This window comes from Pseudomonas sp. GL-B-12 (assembly GCF_019955895.1).
GTDB lineage: Bacteria > Pseudomonadota > Gammaproteobacteria > Pseudomonadales > Pseudomonadaceae > Aquipseudomonas.
Genome location: NZ_JAHBCX010000022.1, coordinates 126,608 through 147,147, shown reverse-complemented (window position 1 = coordinate 147,147; position 20,540 = coordinate 126,608). Strand labels below are relative to the sequence as shown.

15 protein-coding genes are annotated in these 20,540 nt (G+C 59.9%); 5 read left to right on the top strand and 10 right to left on the bottom strand.

Annotation, left to right across the window (positions count from 1 at the left end; translation table 11 throughout):
• Positions 1 to 3: 3 nt before the first annotated feature.
• The 5 genes from KGA85_RS13380 to KGA85_RS13360 form a co-directional block, all read right to left on the bottom strand.
• Entirely contained in the window at positions 4 to 2,121 is a 2,118-nt protein-coding gene (locus tag KGA85_RS13380) for a hypothetical protein (RefSeq protein WP_223455197.1), read from the bottom strand.
• A complete protein-coding gene (locus KGA85_RS13375) occupies positions 2,108 to 3,304 on the bottom strand; it encodes a DUF3142 domain-containing protein (protein ID WP_223455196.1) in 1,197 nt (398 codons plus the stop codon). The genes KGA85_RS13380 and KGA85_RS13375 overlap by 14 nt, the downstream gene beginning before the upstream one ends.
• Before the next feature lie 110 nt (positions 3,305 to 3,414).
• A complete protein-coding gene (locus tag KGA85_RS13370; RefSeq protein ID WP_223455194.1) occupies positions 3,415 to 5,445 on the bottom strand; it encodes a pyridoxamine 5'-phosphate oxidase family protein in 2,031 nt (676 codons plus the stop codon).
• Between the two features lie 63 nt (positions 5,446 to 5,508).
• Entirely contained in the window at positions 5,509 to 6,135 is a 627-nt protein-coding gene (locus KGA85_RS13365) for a glutathione S-transferase family protein (protein WP_223455192.1), read from the bottom strand.
• 119 nt (positions 6,136 to 6,254) lie between these two features.
• Positions 6,255 to 7,157, bottom strand: a complete 903-nt coding sequence (locus KGA85_RS13360) for a LysR family transcriptional regulator (RefSeq protein ID WP_223455190.1) — start codon at positions 7,155 to 7,157, stop codon at positions 6,255 to 6,257.
• Positions 7,158 to 7,741: 584 nt separating this feature from the next.
• On the opposite strand from KGA85_RS13360, the gene KGA85_RS13355 reads away from it, so the two are divergent.
• From KGA85_RS13355 to KGA85_RS13335, 5 genes are all read left to right on the top strand, one after another.
• Positions 7,742 to 8,899, top strand: coding sequence for an AI-2E family transporter (locus KGA85_RS13355; RefSeq protein ID WP_223455188.1), 1,158 nt, complete (start codon positions 7,742 to 7,744; stop codon positions 8,897 to 8,899).
• A gap of 14 nt (positions 8,900 to 8,913) precedes the next feature.
• Positions 8,914 to 10,425, top strand: coding sequence for an efflux transporter outer membrane subunit (locus tag KGA85_RS13350; protein WP_223455186.1), 1,512 nt, complete (start codon positions 8,914 to 8,916; stop codon positions 10,423 to 10,425).
• Positions 10,418 to 11,536, top strand: a complete 1,119-nt coding sequence (locus KGA85_RS13345) for an HlyD family secretion protein (protein WP_223455184.1) — start codon at positions 10,418 to 10,420, stop codon at positions 11,534 to 11,536. The genes KGA85_RS13350 and KGA85_RS13345 overlap by 8 nt, the downstream gene beginning before the upstream one ends.
• Positions 11,526 to 12,578, top strand: coding sequence for a DUF2955 domain-containing protein (locus KGA85_RS13340; protein ID WP_223455182.1), 1,053 nt, complete (start codon positions 11,526 to 11,528; stop codon positions 12,576 to 12,578). Before KGA85_RS13345 ends, KGA85_RS13340 begins: the two co-directional genes overlap by 11 nt.
• Positions 12,579 to 12,758: 180 nt before the next feature.
• Positions 12,759 to 14,063 carry an MFS transporter gene (locus tag KGA85_RS13335; RefSeq protein ID WP_223455180.1) on the top strand — a complete coding sequence of 435 codons (1,305 nt, stop codon included), beginning with the start codon at positions 12,759 to 12,761 and terminating at the stop codon, positions 14,061 to 14,063.
• A 330-nt stretch (positions 14,064 to 14,393) separates the two neighbouring features.
• On the opposite strand, the gene glmS is transcribed toward KGA85_RS13335, so the two are convergent.
• From glmS to atpD, 5 genes are all read right to left on the bottom strand, one after another.
• Positions 14,394 to 16,226 carry a glutamine--fructose-6-phosphate transaminase (isomerizing) gene (gene glmS, locus KGA85_RS13330; protein WP_223455178.1) on the bottom strand — a complete coding sequence of 611 codons (1,833 nt, stop codon included), beginning with the start codon at positions 16,224 to 16,226 and terminating at the stop codon, positions 14,394 to 14,396.
• Between the two features lies 1 nt (position 16,227).
• Entirely contained in the window at positions 16,228 to 17,004 is a 777-nt protein-coding gene (locus tag KGA85_RS13325; RefSeq protein ID WP_223455176.1) for a DeoR family transcriptional regulator, read from the bottom strand.
• Positions 17,005 to 17,198: 194 nt separating this feature from the next.
• Positions 17,199 to 18,566: a bifunctional UDP-N-acetylglucosamine diphosphorylase/glucosamine-1-phosphate N-acetyltransferase GlmU gene (glmU, locus tag KGA85_RS13320; RefSeq protein ID WP_223455174.1), complete on the bottom strand. Its 1,368-nt coding sequence runs from the start codon at positions 18,564 to 18,566 to the stop codon at positions 17,199 to 17,201.
• A 113-nt stretch (positions 18,567 to 18,679) separates the two neighbouring features.
• Entirely contained in the window at positions 18,680 to 19,105 is a 426-nt protein-coding gene (locus tag KGA85_RS13315; RefSeq protein ID WP_223455172.1) for a F0F1 ATP synthase subunit epsilon, read from the bottom strand.
• Between the two features lie 45 nt (positions 19,106 to 19,150).
• Entirely contained in the window at positions 19,151 to 20,530 is a 1,380-nt protein-coding gene (gene atpD, locus KGA85_RS13310) for a F0F1 ATP synthase subunit beta (RefSeq protein WP_095057928.1), read from the bottom strand.
• Positions 20,531 to 20,540: the final 10 nt, after the last annotated feature.

Genomic DNA, 20,540 nt, shown 5'->3' with positions numbered 1-20,540 from the left:
ACCTCACTGCGCCTTGCGGCGGCGACGCTTGAACATCAACAGCGCGGCTGCCGCGAACGCCACCACGCTACCGATCTGTAACGGCGTCTTGTACGGCCGCAAGGCCGAACGCGCAGCATCGGTAACTTGGGTCACGTAGCGTTTGTCGGCGTTCTCGAAGTCGGGGTACGGGCACTGGTGGCCGAAATCGGCGGCCCATTCCACGTAAGGCCCTTCTTTGACATAACGCTGATAAATCGCACTTTGCTCCTCAAGGCTGCTGTTCCACCCCGACGCCTCGCACAGCACTGCCGCAAACGCCTGGCTGGTGTGAGGCAAGTTATCCACCGCCTTGCTCGCCAGCGCCGTGGCCACGAAACGATAGTGATAACGCTGATCTGGCTGGGCAGCGCTGGCCTGCTGGCGCTTCACTTCGTCCTCGGCCACCAGCGGACCGACCTTGAGTTCGTCGTTTGCCAGGGTGAAGTTACCGCCGAGCGTGGCGTAATCCGGCGCCATTTCGTAGCCCAGGATGTCCATGCCCCACTCGCGGGCCGTCCAGGCCGCATTGAACAGCGCAGCGGCGCGACGGGTTGGCCACCAGGCTGAATCAGCCGCCAGACGTTGCTCGCCATACAATCTCGCCTTGTGCCGCAAGCCATCATTGTCGAAGTATGCCGGTGCCTCCTCGTAATGCCCCTCGCGCAACAAACGCCGACCCAGCAGATTGCGCAGGCTCGCCGCCACCGGCAATGGCACGTAGTTGTCGCGGTCCAGCTGGCTGAGCGGCGGCGGTGCCGGTACTTGAGTGTCGACGTAGTGCTTGAGTTCTTCGAGGGTCAACACGCGTTCGGCAACGGTGGCGGCGTCGAACCAGTAAATGCTTTGGCTGCGATACAGCTGATCGAAGGCTTGCAAGTAATCCCCGCGTTGCAGGGCCAGGATCGCACTTTCACCCTCGACCCGGCATTTGGGCTGAAGCGTTTCGTAATCGTAGTCTGGGGTCCGTCGCTCGCCCCAGGATTCATTCTGCGGGAAGGCCTGGGCCGCTTTGGCGTAGGCTGCGGCGGCCGCAGTTTTATCACCGTCGCGCACCGCCAGTTTTGCCCGCAGCCACCAAGCCAAACCGCCATCGCCGGCATGTTCGAGGAAAGCCTTGGCACTGGCGTAATCGCCCTGTTGATAATTCATCGCCGCCAGGCGGTCGGCGTTTTCGAGACTGCCACGGGTACTGTTTTGCAGCAGCTTGATCATTTTTTGTTCGTTAGGCGGTTGATCGCCGAACGACCAACCCAACCGGCTGATCAGCGATGCGGTCACCAATTGCTGCACGGGCTGGCCCTTGAGCAACTCGGCCACTTGATCCTCCGGCAGTGTCATCAGGTCCGCCATCAATAGCTTCAGCGATTCGTAGCCCACCGCGGAGCCGTGCAGATTTTGCGTGGCGTACAGCTCGATGGCGCGGTTCCAGTCGCCGGCGGTGCGCACCACCCGGGCTTCTTCGCCGAGGCTGGCGACACCCAGTTCCAGTGGATCGCTGAAGCCGTCGATGCTCAGTTGCCGGGCTTGCTCGAAGGCCTTGCGGGATTGTTCGAGCAGATCCGGAGCCGCATCGGCTTCGACGCTCATGGCGAACAACGCGCGCCCCAGCGAGTAAGCCGCCCAGGTGCTGCGCGAGGCCCGTTGCTCGGCGGGCAAGGCCAGCACTTTCTTGAAATACCCGGCGGCCAAGGCAGGATCACCCGCGCCAAATGCCACAGCGCCGGCCAGGTACAACCTGAGCTCAGGCGGCAGTTGCGCCCCTTCGGTTTCAACCTGACGGGCATCCGTCAGGCTGCGCAGGTGTTTCACCAACACCTGTTGCTCAGCGGAAAGTCCCGCCTGCTCGGCTTGATCGCGCAGCGCTACAAGGTCAGGTTCATCACTGTTGTCGGCGCCAGCTGTGACGTTCTTCAAGCCGTTGATGGCGTGGCCGAGGCGGCTGATTTCGAAGCTGAAGTTGCCTTCCGGCAGTTCCGCCAGCGACTGTCCACGGTTATCCAGCAGGCGCATGGGGAAGTCCGGGCCGCAGGCCAGCGCCGAACCCAGCGGCAGGCTGAGGCTCAGGCAAAGCAAATGACGCGGCCAGTTACGGGTGAACATTCGAACCTCCTTGATCAATGTGTGCGCAGCGAGCCCAACCAATGGCACGCTGTCCGCCGGCCGGTATTCGGCCATCGCGCAGGCGGGTGAAGGTAAGCAGATCCGGACGCTGTTGCAACGCGTAACCGGCCAAGGCATCGGCCCCCTCACAGCCACTGACCGCCAACGTCAGGCGTTCGGGCCAGGGGCGATCGAGGTTGCCCTGGTTGCTGATGCCGATGTCATAGAGGCCATTGTCGGCCGAGAGTTTCAGGTTCAATTGACTGTCGAGGACATCACCACGCGCCACGGCGCGCAAGGTGGTCAAGCTCCAGGCCCGACGGTCGTTGGCCAATGGCAAACGAAACCAGATCAGGCCCGCCAGATGTGTCGGTGGATCGGCCCGCAGCTCGGTACCGAGGGTGCGCAACGACTGCGGATCGGCGAGCAACTCCCGGCGCAGGCCTTCGCGCTCCAGCGTCACTTCGCTTTCCACAACAGGCGCGCCGCCCGCCGACGGCAGCAACGCCACGCCATAGGCCGGCAGCGCCAGATAGAAAGGTTTTGTCGTGATGCGGCTCCAGGCCTTCGCCCATTGCCGGGCCTGATCGGCATCAAACAAGCCGCGACGCGGATCGCTCACCGCGTGCACCTGCAGCACGCTGCTGTCGACTGTGGATAACAACGCCGGCAATTCGCGACTGTCGAGCCAGGACGGCAACGCGGTGATGCTCAACGGCAGCGACGTCGGCAGCGCTTCACGCAAATGCGCGAGAAATTGGCGGTAGGCCGGTAGCCGAGCGTTTCCGGCGTCGTGGTCGATTTCCACGCCAGCGAGGTTCACCCCCTGCCCCTGCCAATCGATGATCACCTGCCGAATTTGCGCTGAGATCTCATCTTGATCCAGCCCCTTGAGCTGCCCATCCAGGCGAATCACCGCAATCACCGGCCGGCCATCACGCTTGAGCAACAGCGAATCCACTCGGGCTCGGCTCCAGCCCGCGTTGGGGAAAGCCTGCAAGGCCAGCACCCGCAACGTCGAAAAATCGGCGCGGCTGTCCCGGAGGGCGGCGTCGTGGGCCGGCGTCCACTGCCGCTGCCAGACGTAAAGCTGTTGATCCAGCGGCGGTGCATCCTGTCTTTCACATCCGGTGGTGAGCGCCAGCGCCATCAGCAAGACCATCGAGCGAGTGAAAAAAACCATTGAAACGCCTGTTCCTGAAATGCAGAAAGGGCCTGTGCGGCCCTTTTTCGTTCTGCTCACTACCCTACCCAGCCATCGACCGCCGAGCAATGTTCACCAGCAATCTTCCTTCAAATATCGAGTACCAACGGCTGCGCCCCCTGCGCCGGAATCGCACAGCAAATCAGCACCTGTCCGTCATCCGGCACCTCCGCTGGCGGCAGTGGGTAATGCACCTGACCGCTGATCAAGCGCGTCTTGCAGGTGCCGCAGGAGCCGCCGCGACAACTGAATTCCGGACGCAGACCACGGCTTTCTGCCAACTCCAGCAAGCTGCCGCCCTCCGGTTGCCAGCGCGCCTCCTTGGCCGAGCGCTGGAACACCACGGGCACGGACGTAGTGGCGGCTGGCGGTTGCTCGATCACCACCGCATCGGGGTCCGGTCGCCGGCGCAAGGTGGACGGGCCGAAGGTTTCCGCGTGAATCCGCGAATCGCGAATGTCCAACTCGCGCAAGCCGTCGTACAGCGCCTGGGTAAAACTCCCGGGACCACAGACGACAAAATCCAGCTGATCGTAGTCCTCGACTGTCAGCAGATCCTTGAGCAGCGCGACGTCGATCCGTCCACTGAGGTCGAAGTCCTCTCCTTGTACCGCCTCGGGTTCCGGTTGACTGAGTAAGCGCACCACCCGCACCGCGTCCCCGGCATCCTCAAGCAAGCGATCCAGCTCCCGGCGAAACGGCTGGTCGGCCAACGTGCGTGAACTCTGGATGAACCATGTCGGCCGGATACGGCGGGTGCGCAATCCCTGGTAAACCACTTCCCGCAGCATCGACAACAGCGGCGTGATGCCGACCCCGGCCGCCAGCAACACCAAAGGCCGACGCTCATGAGGCGCCACGGTGAAATGCCCTTGCGGCGCCCGCGCCTCCAACAGGTCGCCGACACGAATCTGCTCATGCAAATATGTAGACACCCGCCCGTCACGCTTCACGCTGATGCGGAAAAAATCATCGGACGGCGCGCTCGATAAACTGTAGGTGCGGATATGCACATCGCCGTCAATGTTGAAGCGCAATGGCAAATGCTGCCCGGCCTGGAACAGTGGCAACCCGGCTCCGTCGGCGGGCTCCAGGTAAATCGAGCGAATGCTGTGGCTTTGCGCTTCAATCCGCGCCACCCGCAATGGCCGCCATTGATCACCCAGGGCCTTGGCCTGCAAACGCGCCTTGGCCTGCTCCCAAGTGCCGGTGAGCAAACTGGTGGGTGAAACACCGTCGAAGCGCCAGCGCAACGCCAGGGCGGCCGGGCGACGTACCACCTGCTCGACATCGATTGTCCACAGGCGCTCGGCCCCCTGGAACGCCTCTACCTGAGGGCCTTCCAGGATGATTTCGGTGCGTCCACTGAGCTGCAGCAAATCACCGGTATTGAAATCGATGAACAACAACCCGGCCCGGGGTTTGAGCAGCAGGTTGCCCAAGGTGTTGAAATGCAGGTTGCCGGCGAAGTCCGGAATGGTCAGGCGATTGCCTTCCACCTGTACGAAACCGGCCTGACCGCCGCGGTGAGAAACATCCACCGAGCGCTCACCGTCGACATCCACATAACTGGCAACGAAGAACGTGTCCGACTCGGCGATCATGGCTTTGGCCGTGTCATCCAGTTCGCTGAAATGCTGGGCGACACGCGTCGAGGGATCAGCCAGCGGTACCGAACGAAACTTGCGCAACTGAATGTACTGCGGACAATTGCCGAAGGACTGATCCACCGTCACCCCGAAACCATCCGTGGTCATGGCACGGACATGCCCATTGATGCGGTTGCGGCGGCGGGTGTGCAGCTCGATGCCCAACAGTCCGATGGCCGAACCGTCGCTCAACTGCGCGGGATCATCAAAGGCTGGCAAGCTGCGAAATTGCAGCAGGCCCGGTTCTGGCGAGTGGGCGAAACCGGGCTGACCTTCAAGGATACTGGCCCAGGGGTGGCCGTCGGCATCCACCGCTGCGTACAGCATGAATGGCAATTGCTGATAGAACGTGCGGTGCTGGTCCGGCATCTCGCTGCGAATCACCTTACGACCGAACGCCTCCATTCGTTCGGCAACGCCCACATGCGCCTGCAGTTGTTTCTCGCCGGCATGCCAGGGTGAACGGTCCATACGGCTGCTCCCTTGCGCCACTGGCGCAGAACGGGGCGACCCGGCAACACCGGGCCGCCAGCATCAGGCGGTTTTTTGCAGACCGGCGACGGTGCGCGGCATACCGACAAACCCCGGCAAGGCTTCGACGCGGGCCAGCCAGGCACGAATGTTGGTGTACTCGTCCAGCGACACATTGCCCTCAGGCGCGTGGGCGATGTAGCTGTAGGCGGCGACGTCGGCAATCGTCGGTTCAGTGCCGGCCAGATACGGCGTATCGGCCAGTTCGTGATCGATCACTTTGAGCACGGTATGGGCGTAGGCAATCACTTCTGCAGCGTTGTAAGGCGCGCCAAACACAGTGATCAATCTTGCCCGGGCAGGGCCGAAGGCAATCGGACCGGCAGCCACCGACAACCAGCGCTGGACCTTGGCGGCCCCTACCGGATCAGCCGGTAGCCAGCGACCGTTGCCGTACTTTTGCGCCAGATAAACCAGAATCGCGTTGGAATCGGCCAACACCACGCCCTGATCATCAATCACCGGCACCTGACCGAAAGCATTGAGCGCGAGGAACGCCGGTTGCTTGTGTTCGCCCTTGGCGAGGTCAACGAAGATCAATTCAGTCGGCAGTTTCAGCAGGGACAGCATCAACTCGACACGATGAGCGTGGCCGGAACGTGGGAAGTTGTAGAGTTTGATCGCTTGCATGGTCGACGCCTCGGGTGAGTGGTGCTGTTCAGGAGAGAGATGGGTCGTATCTTCTACTCACATCCAAAACAACAGAATCACCAGCCAACGCAATCCATTATTTCAGCAGGTGAAATAATTCAACGCTTGAGCGCCGGATGCTCGCGCAGGGTCTTCACCGCGAAATCGACAAAACTACGCACACGGGCCGGCGCCTTGCGCCCGCCCTGATAGACCACATGGATGGGCAACGGCGGCAGTTCGAAGTCGGCCAGAATGATTTCCAGCTCACCGGCGGCCACCTTGCTCGCCACTTGATAAGACAGCACCCGCGTGAACCCCAACCCCAGACAGGCTGCTGTGATGGCCGCCTGATTGGCCGTCACCACCAGTCGTGGTTCAGCCCGGACACTCAGGGTTTCGCCGCCTTCAATGAATGGCCAACTCCTGAGTTGGCCGATAGCCGAGGTCGCAATAATCGGCGCCCGGGCCAGTTCCCGGGGATGCCTGGGCCGACCATGGCTAGCCAGTAACTGTGGCGAGGCGCAGATCACCCGCCGCACCTCACCCACGCGGATCGCATGCTGGTTGCTGTCGGGGAGTTCGCCGATGCGAATCGCCACATCGACGCCCTCCTCGACCACGCTCACCACCCGGTCCACCAGCAGCGCGTTGATGCAGACCTCGGGGAATTGCGTCAGATAATTCACCATCAACGGCGTGACAAACAGCTCGCCAAACAAGACCGGTGCGGTGATGGTCAGTTGCCCACGGGGATGGATATGGCTGCCCGCTGCCGAATCCTCGGCTTCCTGCACCTCGGCGAGAATTCTCCGACAGTCCTCCAGATATCGCTGACCGGCCTCGCTCAAGTACACGCTGCGCGTGGTACGTGTGAGCAATTGTGTGCCAATCCGCTTCTCCAGCGCCGCCACCGCTCGGGTCACGCTGGCCGCCGACAGACCCAAACGCCGCGCCGCCGCCGAAAAACCCTGCTCCTTGGCGACAGCAGCGAAGACCTGCATTTCCTGGAAGCGGTCCATGGGACTGTCCTCATTTCAGATAGATAAATCGCAACCAAAGGCCGGAATGTTAAGCGCAAATGTTCAACAACATAGTTGGACGCCTGACATCAGGTAAATCAATGGGCTACTGCACTCTAGCGCCTGCGCCGTAAAAACCAAGCGTGTCACAAACCTCAAAAAACGGACCGGGGATTATTGATAATTATTGAGGATTATTTTCTTGCGACGGGTGCGACTGTTCGCAATTATCCGGATCAGCCCGCTGCAACGGCTAATGCCCGGTAGAGAAAAAGAGCCATTGGCTCAGCTTCCAAACCGTTTCCAGGCAAGGGCTCGTCAGCGGTATCTATCAACTGCGGCAGAATTCCAGCCTGCATAAACAGGCGGAATATACGACTGCTCCTATACTACAAACCACCCTGTTACCTATTGAGTATTTGGTAGGTACCTCGTTGAAATTTTCCCTACTTGAAGTAAGGCGTTATTGGGTTGTTAACGCTTGGACGGCTGTCCGTGGATCTTGCTTCAAGGATTCACTTAGTAGGGAAGAGTTGAACTTGAACTGGCTGGCCAACCTGTGTGACACAGCAAGGAGTTCGATAATGTTGCGCACTAACATTTCCGCTAGAGCACTGTCCGGTGGTTTGCTCGACGTACTGATTCGCGCCGGGCTGATTACGGTGCTGGTACTGTTCTGCTTCCAGATCTTCCACCCCTTCCTCAACCTCATGCTCTGGGCAATGATTCTGGCCATCACCCTGTATCCGCTGCATGCGCTCATCAAACGCAAGCTGGTCAACAAGGACGGTCGCGCCGCCACCCTGATCGTGGTGGTCTCCCTGGCCTTGCTGATGGTGCCGATCTACTTGCTGGGCACCTCGATCAGTGAATCGGTCCAGGGCACCCTGGCGATCCTCAAGTCCGATACTATGCAGATTCCGCTCCCCAGCGAAAAAATCGCTTCCCTGCCGCTCATTGGCAAGCCGCTCTACGGCTACTGGATGCAGGCTGCCACCGACATGAGCAGCGTGGTGATGAAGGTGATGCCCTATATCAAGTCCGTCGGCCTGACCTTGTTGGGCAAAATGGCCGACGTTGGCGTGGGCTTTCTGTTGTTCATCGGCGCCCTGATCATTGCCGGCGTGCTCATGGCCTATGGCGAAAACGGCGAAAGAAGCGCCATGGCCATCACCTCGCGCCTTTCCGGTCCAGAGCGTGGCCCTCGCATTACCGAACTCTGCACTGCAACCATCCGCGCGGTCGCCCAGGGCGTGGTGGGCATCGCGTTCATTCAGATGTTGCTGGTTGGCGTGGGCTTCGTGCTCATGGGCGTCCCCGGTGCCGGGCTGCTGGCCATGGTGGCGCTGCTGATGGGGATCATGCAATTGCCGGTGCTGCTGGTGACTCTTCCGGTGATAGCGTATGTCTTCGCCACCGACGGCACCACCTTGGGCACCGTCGTGTTTGGCATCTACAGCCTGATCGCCGGGATGGCCGACAACGTCCTCAAGCCGTTGATGCTGGGTCGTGGCGTCGATGTACCCATGCCGGTGATTCTGATTGGCGCCCTCGGCGGCATGGTAAGCGGCGGCTTCATCGGTTTGTTCATCGGGCCGGTTGCGCTGGCGGTGGGCTACCAGCTGTTCTGGCAGTGGGTCCAGGACCAACCGACTGTCGAGGCAATGAACGAGACACCCGAGATCGAGGCGTTGAACGAGACACCGAAGACAGAGGCAATGAACGACCAGCGTCCTGTTTGAGGAGTTTGCGCTTGATGCCACGCCCTGCTCGCATCAGCCGGCTTCTGCTCTGTGGCACCGTCGTTCTGGGGGGCTGCGTGCAACTGGGCCCGGATTTCCAGTCGCCGGCCCAGCCCTGGGTCGATCACTGGAACAGCCCGGCCCTGGAGATCGCCGGCCAACAACACGCGCAACCTGACAGCCGCCAATGGTGGCGCGTATTCAACGACCCGGTGCTGGACCATTTGATGGCCGAAGCTGACGCCCACAACCCCGACCTGCACGTCGCTGGCCTGCGGGTCATGGAGTCCCGCGCACAATTGGGCATCGCACTGGCCGGCCGCTACCCGCAATTGCAACAGGCCAGCGCCGACAGCCTGTACCTGAACCGTAAGCAATCGGGCGGCAGCAACCCCCAGGACACGCATTTCTGGCAACACAGCGTCGGCTTCGATATCGGCTGGGAGCTGGATTTCTGGGGGCGTTTCAGCCGTGCCATCGAGTCAGCCGACGCCTCCTGGTTTGCCGCCCAGGCCAACTATGAAAATGCCTTGGTGCTGTTGCACGCGCAACTGGCGCAAAACTACTACGCCTTGCGCACCGCCGAGGCGCGCCTGGCCATCGCCCGCAGTAACGCCAAATTGCAAAAGCGCAGCTACGAGATCACCGAGCGCCTGTTCAACAGTGGGGCCGAAGCAGAACTCGACCTGCAACAAGCCAAGACCCAGTACCTGGGCACCCTGAGTACCATCCCGGATTTCGAGAGCCAGGTGGCGAGCTTGCGCAATGCGCTGTCTACCCTGATCGGCCAGCCACCCGGCTCGATCCCTGACCTCAATCGCAACACCGGCTTAGTGCCGCTGCTCGATACCGCGGTCTTGCAGGATGTGCCGGCCAACCTGCTGGTGCGGCGTCCCGATGTTCGTGCTGCCGAACTGCAAGTGGCGGCGCAATCGGCATTGATCGGTGTGGCGGAGTCCGACCTGTACCCCTCCATCAGCCTGCTGGGCAGCATCGTCTGGTCCGCCAACTCGCTCAACGCTGCACCCAATACCCTCGACTTCGTGGCCGGCCCCAGCCTGCGCTGGGATATCTTCGACCACGGCCGGATCACCAACAACGTTCGCGTGCAGGATGCGCGCTTGCAGCAATTGATCGTTATCTACCAGGACAGCGTGCGCCAGGCGGCGCGTGAGGCCGACGATGCCGCGACCGGCTTGATCAAGGCGCTGGAGCGCGACCAAATCCTCAGCGAAGCCTCGGTGGCCGCCGAACGTTCGGTAACCCTGGCCAATGCCCAGTACCGCGAAGGCTATTCCGACTTCCAGCGCGTGTTGGATGCCCAGCGGGCCCTGTTTGCCCAGCAGGATATCTACCTGGTCAACCGTGGCACCGCGGTCAACAGCCTGATCGCCCTGTACAAGGCCCTGGGCGGTGGCTGGTACAGCGACCAGCCGATGATCGACCCGGCCACCCGCCAACAGATGCAACAACGGACCGATTGGGGCGATCTGCTCGACGAACCGAAGGAAAGTGCCCATGACTGACAGCCAACAACCGGTCGACGAGAAAGCCCCGGCACCCGCCGCCGACCCTGCGAAAAAAGCGATCAACTGGGTGGTGCTGCTGATCATCCTGAGCCTGGTCTGGTACCTGATGGCCGACCGTTACACCCCCTACACGCAACAGGCACGGGTGCAGGCCTTCATTGTGCCGGTGGCCGCTGAGGTATCCGGCCGGGTGATCAAGGTGCATGTACGCAACAACCAGGACGTCAAGACCGGCGAGTTGCTGTTTGAAGTCAATCCGGAGCAGTACCAGATTGCCGTCGATCGCGCCCGCGCCGACCTTGAGTCGACCCGTCGCCAGGTGGGCGCCAACACCGCCGGCGTCGACTCCAAGCAAGCGTCCCTGCGTGCATCCCAGGCCAACGAGCTCAAGGCACGCCAAGACATCCAGCGGCTTGAACGCCTGTACAGCGAAGACCCGGGCACCATCTCGCTGCGACGCCTGGAAATATCCCGCGCCACCCTGGAAGAATCCATCAGCCAGGTCGCCGCGGCCAAGGCCGAAGTGCAACGTGCACGCGAACAACAGGGCGGTAACGAAGGCGAAAACGCCCAGTTGCTCAGCGCCGCGAGCAACCTTGAAAAGGCCGAGCTGGACTTGAGCAATACCAAGGTCCACGCGCGCTCCGCCGGCCTGATCACCGATCTGCGCACCGATGTCGGCCAGTTCGCCGCCGCCGGTGCTCCGGTGATGACCCTGATCGCCATCCACGATGTGTGGATCAGCGCCGACATGACCGAAAACAATCTGGGCGACGTCAAGCCAGGTACACCGGTGTCGATCGTTCTCGACGCGTTGCCGGGGGAGATTTTCAAAGGCCATGTGCGCAGCGTTGGCTATGGCGTCGACATCGGCCAGACCACACAGCCGGGCAGCCTGCCGAAAGTGGAGAACAGCCGCGATTGGTTGCGCCCTGCCCAGCGCTTTCCGGTCATCATCGAGTTCGAGCCCGGAGAGTTGACCGGCCCGCAAGGCATCCGGTCCGGCGGTCAGGCTGAAGTCATGGCGTTCCCGAGTGAAAGTAATCCGCTGAATATTCTGGGTCGCCTGTTCCTGCGCGTTATGAGCTGGATGTCCTATGCGTATTGAGCGTCCGGCCCGGGTTCAGCGCGCCCTGCGCCTGAGCTTCGGTACGGCGCTGTGCCTGGCGGCAAGCTTCGGCCTGGCCCTGCCCATCCCGTTCCTCTCGCCGATGCTGGCGCTGATGATGCTGGCAGCGATGAACCGGCCATTGCCGTTCAAGGCCAGCCTGGGCCTGATCCTGATCCTTATGCTGACCACCGGGACCGGCCTGCTGCTCATTCCCCTACTGCGTTACTACCCGTTCAGTGGCGTGTTGCTGGTCGGACTGTGCCTGTTCCTGGCCTTCGGTTATGGCCTGCGCGGCGGCAACCCGCTGGTGGCGACTTTCCTGGTGGTGGGCCTGACCTTGATCAGTTCGGCGGGAACCACCGAATTCGCCCTGGCGCTTGAGGTGATCGTGGCCCTGGTCAAGGGCCTGTTCCTCGCCGTCACGACGCTGACCATCAGCCATTGGCTATTTCCCGACCCCGCCAGCGCCCCTGCGGCCAAACCCGGCCCGAGCCTTACGCCAACCGAAAGCGGTTGGCTGGCGCTACGTGCCACGCTGGTGGTGCTGCCGACTTTCCTGCTGGCCATGATCGACCCGGCCAGTTACCTGCCGATCATCATGAAAGCCGTCAGCCTCGGCCAACAAAGCTGCGCGACCAGCGCCCGCACCGCCGGCCAGGAATTGCTCGGCTCGACCCTGCTCGGTGGCCTGATGGCGATTCTTTTCTGGTGTGCGCTGAGCCTGTTCGTCAACCTGTGGATGTTCTTTCTGTGGATGTTGCTGTTCGGTTTACTGGCGGCCAGAAAGCTCTATGGCCTGGCCCGGACCCGACAACCACCGAGTTTCTGGCTCAACAGCCTGGCGACCCTGATCATTCTGCTCGGCCAGTCGGTACAGGACAGTGCCGCGGGCAAGGATGTCTACACCGCCTTTGCCATCCGCATGGGCCTGTTCATTCTGGTGACCTTGTACGCCTGCGTCATGGTCCATCTGCTGGACACGCGGCGCCAGCGTCGCCATGTCGCCAAGCCGACACCTGAAGGAGGTCAGCCCGGTTAATAACACGGTACGAACCAGGAAAGTGTCTTGAATATGCTAGAAAAGCCCCCCCTCACATTCCTCGGGCCCATCCAGTTACTGTAAGAAAACTCTCTAGTCAGTGAAGGCTGCATCCGTAAAAAAAAGATTCTTGAACATCCTGCTTGTGCCGTCGCCCCTATCTGGATCAAAGATACATCCATGAATGGAAATTTTTCAGGTACTACTTGGGGTCTTCCCGATATCGACCGGCGCCTGCTGAAACTGCAATTCAGCTATTTGCTGATCACTCTGAGTGGACGGTGCAATCAACTGGCGGTGGCTTGGTGGGCCCTGCAGGTAACAGGCTCTGCGACCTACTTCGCCAACATGATTGCCTGTTCCATCGCGGCGGAAGTGTTAGCCAAACCCCTGCTGGGATGGCTGGGCGACAAGTACAACAAAATCCTCATCATCAAACTGACCTCATGGATCAGCCTGCTGACCGCGTTATTGATGGCGGTACTGTCCGCCACGGAGTCTTTCAACCCTTGGGCGGTTGGCGTGCTGATGATGCTCAGCAGTGCGATCGTCGGCGTTCGTGACCCTCTCCAGGCGTCGATCATTCCTTTGTTTGCAGACGACGATAAAGTCTCCTTGGCCTTTCGGACCAAAAGTGTGATGTCGTCTTTTTCTATTCTTCTGGGACCGGTACTGGCCAGTGGGTTGATTTACGGGGTCGGTATCACTATGGCCTTTGCCACCGATTTTTTTGCAATTCTCATCGCCGGGGCATTGATTGCAACCATCCCGAGCCACATCGGTGCAGTTGACCCATGCGAAAAAACACCACGTGCAAGTGGCTTCAGCATGATCTTTTCAGGTTTCAAAGTGGTTTATGGCGTGAAAGTCGAATTTTACCTGGCCATCATTGCGATGCTGATCAATTTCGCGCTGTTTCCATTTTTCACTATCTTGATCCCACTGTACGTAAAGGACGTCATCCAGTATCCGGTCACTTACATTGGTCTTCTGGATTCGTGCTTCGGGCTGGGCATTTTGGCGGGAAGTTACAAAATCATCGGGTGGTTATCCGAACGGGTCCCTCGTGACATGTGCGTCTCCGCAGGTTTTGCACTACTGGGAGGCAACCTAGTGGTGGTTGGCACTATTTCATCGTCGTTGATCGTACCAGCGGCCTTTTTCTGCGGCGGCATCGGCCTGATGTTGATCAATACTCCTACCTCTGCGGTGAGATTGCTGGCGACGCCCACGCTCCATCGCAACCGGATTTTTGCCACGGTTTCATTTCTGTCTGCAGCGGCTAGCCCCCTCGGCAGTTTCGCGATGACCGCCCTGATCTCTTATCTGGGAATCACACTGACAATTACGCTGCTGGGCATCATGGTGCTGCTGTTATCACTGCTGGTCCTATTGGTACCGGACTTTAGACTTTTCATGCGCTCCCAAGATACGCAACTCAATGATGCCTACCTGGATAAATACCCTAAAGCGTTTGCGCACTAATGTGCCTCGTTGTACTTACAAACGGAGTGGCCTTTCATGATGCCGGAGTCCAAGGATCGACCCGAATCTGCTCGACATGAACAGATCTGCTCAGGCCAATACTTTGATAACAGGGGCTGTACCGGTTTCCTGTGTGATCCGGCTAAGGATCGGACCTCGGTTCTGATGTCAGGGCTTTCGGACGGTGTAGCGCTGGCACCGATCGCAGCCAGCACCAGAGTAGTCCGTCTAATCGCCGACGGAGGCGAACTTTGCCGCCCCTCAACCGTGTTGAGCTGATGGTCTCAAATAGTTCTTAAGCACAAACAGCTCAACTCACCTGTGGATAACTTATTCCACAGTGACCGATTTCGCCAGGTTGCGCGGCTGGTCAACGTCGGTGCCTTTGAGCACGGCGACGTAGTACGACAGCAGTTGCAGCGGGATGGTGTAGAGAATCGGCGACAGGATGTCGTGGATGTGCGGCATGTGCACCACGTGGGTGCCTTCACCGTTGGTCATGCCGGCCTTCTCGTCAGCGAAGACGATCAACTGGCCACCGCGGGCGCGGACTTCCTGAAGGTTGGACTTCAGCTTCTCCAGCAGTTCGTTGTTTGGCGCCACGGTCACCACTGGCATGTCGTTATCCACAAGCGCCAACGGGCCGTGTTTCAGCTCGCCGGCCGGATAGGCTTCAGCGTGGATGTAGGAAATTTCCTTGAGCTTGAGTGCCCCTTCCATCGCCACCGGGAACTGCGCGCCACGGCCGAGGAACAGCGTGTGGTGTTTCTCGGCGAACAGCTCGGAGATTTTTTCCACGGTGCTGTCCATGGCCAGCGCTTCGCCCAGACGGGTCGGCAAACGACGCAGTTCTTCGACCAGCGTTGCTTCGACACCTTCGGCCAAGGTGCCACGAACCTGGCCCAGGGAAAGCGTCAGCAACAACAGGCCAACCAATTGCGTGGTGAAGGCTTTGGTCGATGCCACACCGATTTCGCGACCGGCCTGGGTCAACAGGGTCAGATCGGATTCACGCACCAGCGAGCTGATGCCGACGTTGCAGATCGCCAGGCTGGCGAGGTAGCCCAGTTCCTTGGCGTTGCGCAACGCGGCCAGGGTGTCGGCGGTTTCGCCGGACTGGGAAATGGTCACGAACAGGGTGTCCGGCTGCACCACTACCTTGCGGTAGCGGAATTCGCTGGCGACTTCGACCTGGCAAGGAATCCCGGCCAGCTCTTCGAGCCAGTAACGCGCGACCATGCCGGCGTGGTAACTGGTGCCGCACGCGACGATCTGTACATTGCGTACTTTGGCGAACAGCTCGGCAGCCTGTGGGCCGAATGCCTGTACCAGTACCTGGTTCTGGCTCAGGCGACCTTCCAGGGTGCGCTGCACCACGGATGGTTGCTCGTGGATTTCCTTGAGCATGAAGTGGCGGAACTCGCCCTTTTCAGCGGCTTCGGCACCATCGCGATACTGCACGGCTTCGCGCTCGACAGCCTTGCCGTCAACGTCCCAGATCTGCACGCTGTCGCGGCGGATTTCAGCGATATCGCCTTCTTCCAGGTACATGAAGCGGTCAGTGACCTGACGCAGGGCCAACTGGTCGGACGCCAGGAAGTTTTCCCCCAGACCCAGGCCGATCACCAGCGGGCTGCCGCTGCGGGCTGCGACCAGACGATCCGGTTGCTTCGAGCTGATCACTGCCAGGCCGTAAGCACCGTGCAACTCTTTGACGGTCGCCTTGAGGGCTACGGTCAGGTCGCGCAGATCCTTGAGTTTGTGGTTCAGCAGGTGGGCGATGACTTCGGTGTCGGTGTCCGAGGTGAACACGTAGCCCAAAGCCTTGAGTTGTTCACGCAGGGCTTCGTGGTTTTCGATGATGCCGTTGTGCACTACTGCCAAGTCACCGGAGAAATGCGGGTGAGCATTGCGCTCGCACGGTGCGCCATGGGTGGCCCAGCGCGTGTGGGCGATGCCCAGACGACCGACCAGCGGCTCGGTGGTCAGTGCCTGCTCCAACTCACTGACCTTGCCCGGACGACGCAGGCGCTCGAGTTTTTCATCGTTGGTGTAGACCGCCACACCAGCGCTGTCATACCCACGGTATTCCAGACGCTTCAGGCCTTCGACGAGGATGGCGGTGATGTTACGTTCTGCGACTGCGCCGACAATTCCACACATGCTATTTCTCCTGACTGACAGCCGCGCAAATCAAATTGATGCCGCGGGCCTGAATCTGATCGCGAGCCTCAAGCGGCAGGCGTTCATCGGTAATAAGGGTATGGACACTGCTCCAGGGCAGCTCCAGGTTGGGAATCTTGCGGCCGATCTTGTCGGCCTCCACCATCACGACCACTTCGCGGGCGACTTCGGCCATGACCCGGCTCAGCCCGAGCAGTTCGTTGAAGGTGGTTGTACCGCGAACCAGATCGATGCCATCGGCGCCGATAAACAGCTGGTCGAAGTCGTAGGAGCGTAGTACCTGCTCGGCAACCTGCCCCTGAAAGGACTCGGAATGCGGGTCCCAGGTACCACCGGTCATCAACAGCACCGGTTCGTGCTCAAGCTCGCTCAGGGCATTGGCGACATACAGCGAGTTGGTCATCACCACCAGGCCGGGTTGCTGCCCGAGTTCCGGGATCATGGAAGCGGTGGTACTACCACTGTCGATAATGATCCGCGCATGCTCGCGAATCCGCGCGACGGCGGCACGGGCGATGGCTTGTTTGTATTTTGAAACCGGCTGACCAAGGTCCGCGACCAGCTCTTGAGGCATGGTGATCGCTCCGCCGTAACGACGCAGCAACAGACCATTGCTTTCAAGCGCCGCCAGATCCTTGCGAATCGTAACCTCCGACGTTTCGAAGCGCTTGGCCAACTCATCCACACTGACTTCGCCCTGCTCATTGAGCAAGGCGAGGATGTTGTGACGACGCTGAGGTGTGTTGCGCTTCGACATGAGCTGGTAAGTTTCGTTTCGAAAGATAACGGAAGCAATCAAAACCTATCAGCGAAACTTCGTCAAGCGCCATGCGATAAAAAGAGCTGTGGATAAAAGCATCGCGGGCAAGTTGGATCGGCGATCCGACTTGCCCGCGAATACGATAGATCAGCCTGTGAATAACTTCAGACGATCACCCATATGTGGATAACTTAGCTCTTGTTGATCTTCTCCGGCCGCTTCCAGCCGTCGATGTTCTTCTGACGAGCACGCCCGATGGCCAACTGGGATTTATCCACAGCCGAGGTAATGGTCGAACCGGCCGCCGTGGTCGCACCGTCCAAGATATCCACAGGTGCTACCAACGAGTTGTTGGAACCAATGAACACATCTTCGCCCAACACGGTTTTCCACTTATTGGCGCCGTCATAGTTGCAGGTGATGGTACCGGCACCGATGTTGGTACGCGCGCCCACTTCGGCATCGCCCAGATAAGCCAGGTGACCGGCCTTGGCGCCTTCGCCCAAGTGCGCGTTTTTCAACTCGACGAAGTTACCCACATGCGCCCGGGCCTCCAGCACGGTACCTGGACGCAGACGCGCGAACGGGCCGGCATCGCTGCCTTCACCCAGAATGGCACCTTCAATATGGCTGTTGGCCTTGATGACCACGCCTTTGCGCAGGGTGCTGTCCTTGATCACGCAGTTCGGGCCGATCACCACGTCATCTTCGATTACCACCTTGCCTTCGAGGATCACGTTGATATCAATCAATACATCGCGGCCTACGGTCACGTCTCCACGCACGTCGAAACGAGCCGGGTCGCGCAGCGTCACACCTTGAGCCATCAAACGACGACCGGCGCGCAATTGATAATGCCGTTCCAGTTCGGAAAGCTGCTTGCGGTCGTTGGCACCCTGCACTTCCATGGCGTCGTGCGGTTGCTCGGTGGCCACCACCAGACCATCGCTCACTGCCATGGCAATGATGTCGGTCAGGTAGTACTCGCCCTGGGCGTTGTTATTGGAGAGACGGCTCATCCATTCGCCAAGACGGGCAAAAGGCAGCGCCAGAATGCCGGTATTACCTTCGGTGATTTTGCGTTCGGCTTCATTGGCATCTTTCTGTTCGACGATGGCCGCAACCTTGCCGGCAGCATCACGAACAATGCGGCCGTAACCGGTCGGGTCATCCAGTTCGACAGTCAGCAAGCCCAACTGCTGCGGACCCACCTGCTTGAGCAGGCGCTGCAGGGTTTCGACCTCGATCAACGGCACATCACCGTAGAGCACCAGCACGGTGTCGGACTGAATGAACGGCACTGCTTGAGCAACGGCGTGACCGGTACCCAACTGTTTATCCTGCAGGACGAAATTCAGATCATCCGCCGCCAGGCGTTCGCGCACGGCGTCGGCACCATGACCGATCACGACGTGAATGCGCTGTGGATCAAGTTGCCGGGCGCTGTGGATAACATGACCGAGCATGGAGTTGCCGGCAATCGGGTGCAAAACCTTCGGCAAAGCGGAACGCATGCGCGTGCCTTGGCCTGCAGCGAGAATAACGATTTCAAGAGACATGACTGGCTACCAATCCTGGGTGGTCAGCGGCTGCGACCGGGTTGTAAAAATCGGAAAAGAAAAAAGGGTAGCCGAGGCTACCCTTTTTAATCAATCACACAATAAGTGCAGCCTTAGTGGCCGAACTTCTTGCGGATCTGCTGGACGGTGCGCAGCTGAGCTGCAGCCTCGGCCAGACGTGCGGCAGCAGCACCGTAGTCGAACTCACCGCCTCTGTCGTGCAGAGCCTTCTCGGCAGCCTTGACGGCTTCCAAAGCTGCGGCTTCGTCCAGGTCGGCAGCACGTTGCACAGTGTCGGCAAGCACCTTGACCATGTTCGGCTGAACCTCGAGGAAACCGCCGGAGATGTAATACACCTCCTCTTCCCCGCCCTGCTTGATCAGGCGGATCGGGCCCGGCTTGAGATTAGTGATCAGCGGCGCGTGACCCAGGGCGATACCAAGATCACCCAGTGCACCGTGCGCAACCACCATCTCGACCAGGCCGGAAAAGATTTCTCCTTCCGCACTGACGATGTCGCAATGGACTGTCATAGCCATCTGATTGCCTCAACCTAAATTAGCGCCCGTTGCCGGGCGCCGGGATTACAGTTTCTTGGCTTTCTCGATCGCTTCTTCGATGCCGCCAACCATGTAGAACGCTTGTTCTGGCAGGTGGTCGTAGTCACCGTTGAGGATGCCTTTGAAGCCAGCAATGGTGTCTTTCAGGGAAACGTATTTACCCGATGCACCGGTGAAGACTTCAGCCACGAAGAACGGCTGCGACAAGAAGCGCTGGATCTTACGAGCACGGTTTACCAACTGCTTGTCGGCTTCCGACAGCTCGTCCATACCCAGGATCGCAATGATGTCCTTCAGTTCTTTGTAACGCTGCAGAACGTACTGAACGCCGCGAGCGGTGTCGTAGTGGTCCTGGCCGATCACGTTCGGGTCCAGCTGGCGCGAAGTCGAATCCAGTGGGTCTACCGCTGGGTAGATACCCAGGGAAGCGATGTCACGGGACAGAACGACGGTAGCGTCCAAGTGGGCGAAGGTGGTCGCTGGCGACGGGTCGGTCAAGTCATCCGCAGGTACGTATACCGCTTGGATCGAAGTGATCGAACCTTCCTTGGTCGAAGTGATACGTTCTTGCAGAACGCCCATCTCTTCAGCCAGGGTCGGCTGGTAACCTACTGCCGAAGGCATACGGCCCAGCAGTGCGGATACTTCAGTACCGGCCAAGGTGTAACGATAGATGTTGTCGACGAACAGCAGAACGTCGTTACCTTCGTCACGGAACTTCTCGGCCATGGTCAGGCCGGTCAGTGCTACGCGCAGACGGTTACCCGGCGGCTCGTTCATCTGACCGTAAACCAGTGCCACTTTGTCCAGAACGTTGGAATCCTTCATCTCGTGGTAGAAGTCGTTACCCTCACGAGTACGCTCACCCACACCGGCGAACACGGAATAACCGCTGTGCTCGATGGCGATGTTACGGATCAGTTCCATCATGTTTACGGTTTTGCCTACACCGGCACCACCGAACAGACCGACTTTACCGCCTTTGGCGAACGGGCAAACCAGGTCGATAACCTTGATGCCGGTTTCCAGCAGGTCGTTGCCGCCTGCTTGTTCAGCGAACGAAGGCGCTGGACGGTGAATGCCCCAACGCTCTTCAGTAGCGATTGGACCAGCTTCGTCGATCGGGTTGCCCAGAACGTCCATGATCCGGCCCAGAGTCGCTTTACCGACCGGTACGGAGATGGCTGCGCCGGAGTCGATAACGTCCAGACCGCGCTTCAAGCCTTCGGTGGAACCCATCGCAATGGTACGAACCACGCCGTCGCCCAGCTGCTGCTGAACTTCCAGAGTGGTCCCGGCCGCGCTTTGAACTGTCAGCGCGTTGTAGATGCTCGGTACGCTGTCGCGTGGAAATTCCACGTCGATAACGGCGCCGATGATTTGAACGATACGTCCGCTACTCATAGCTGGATCC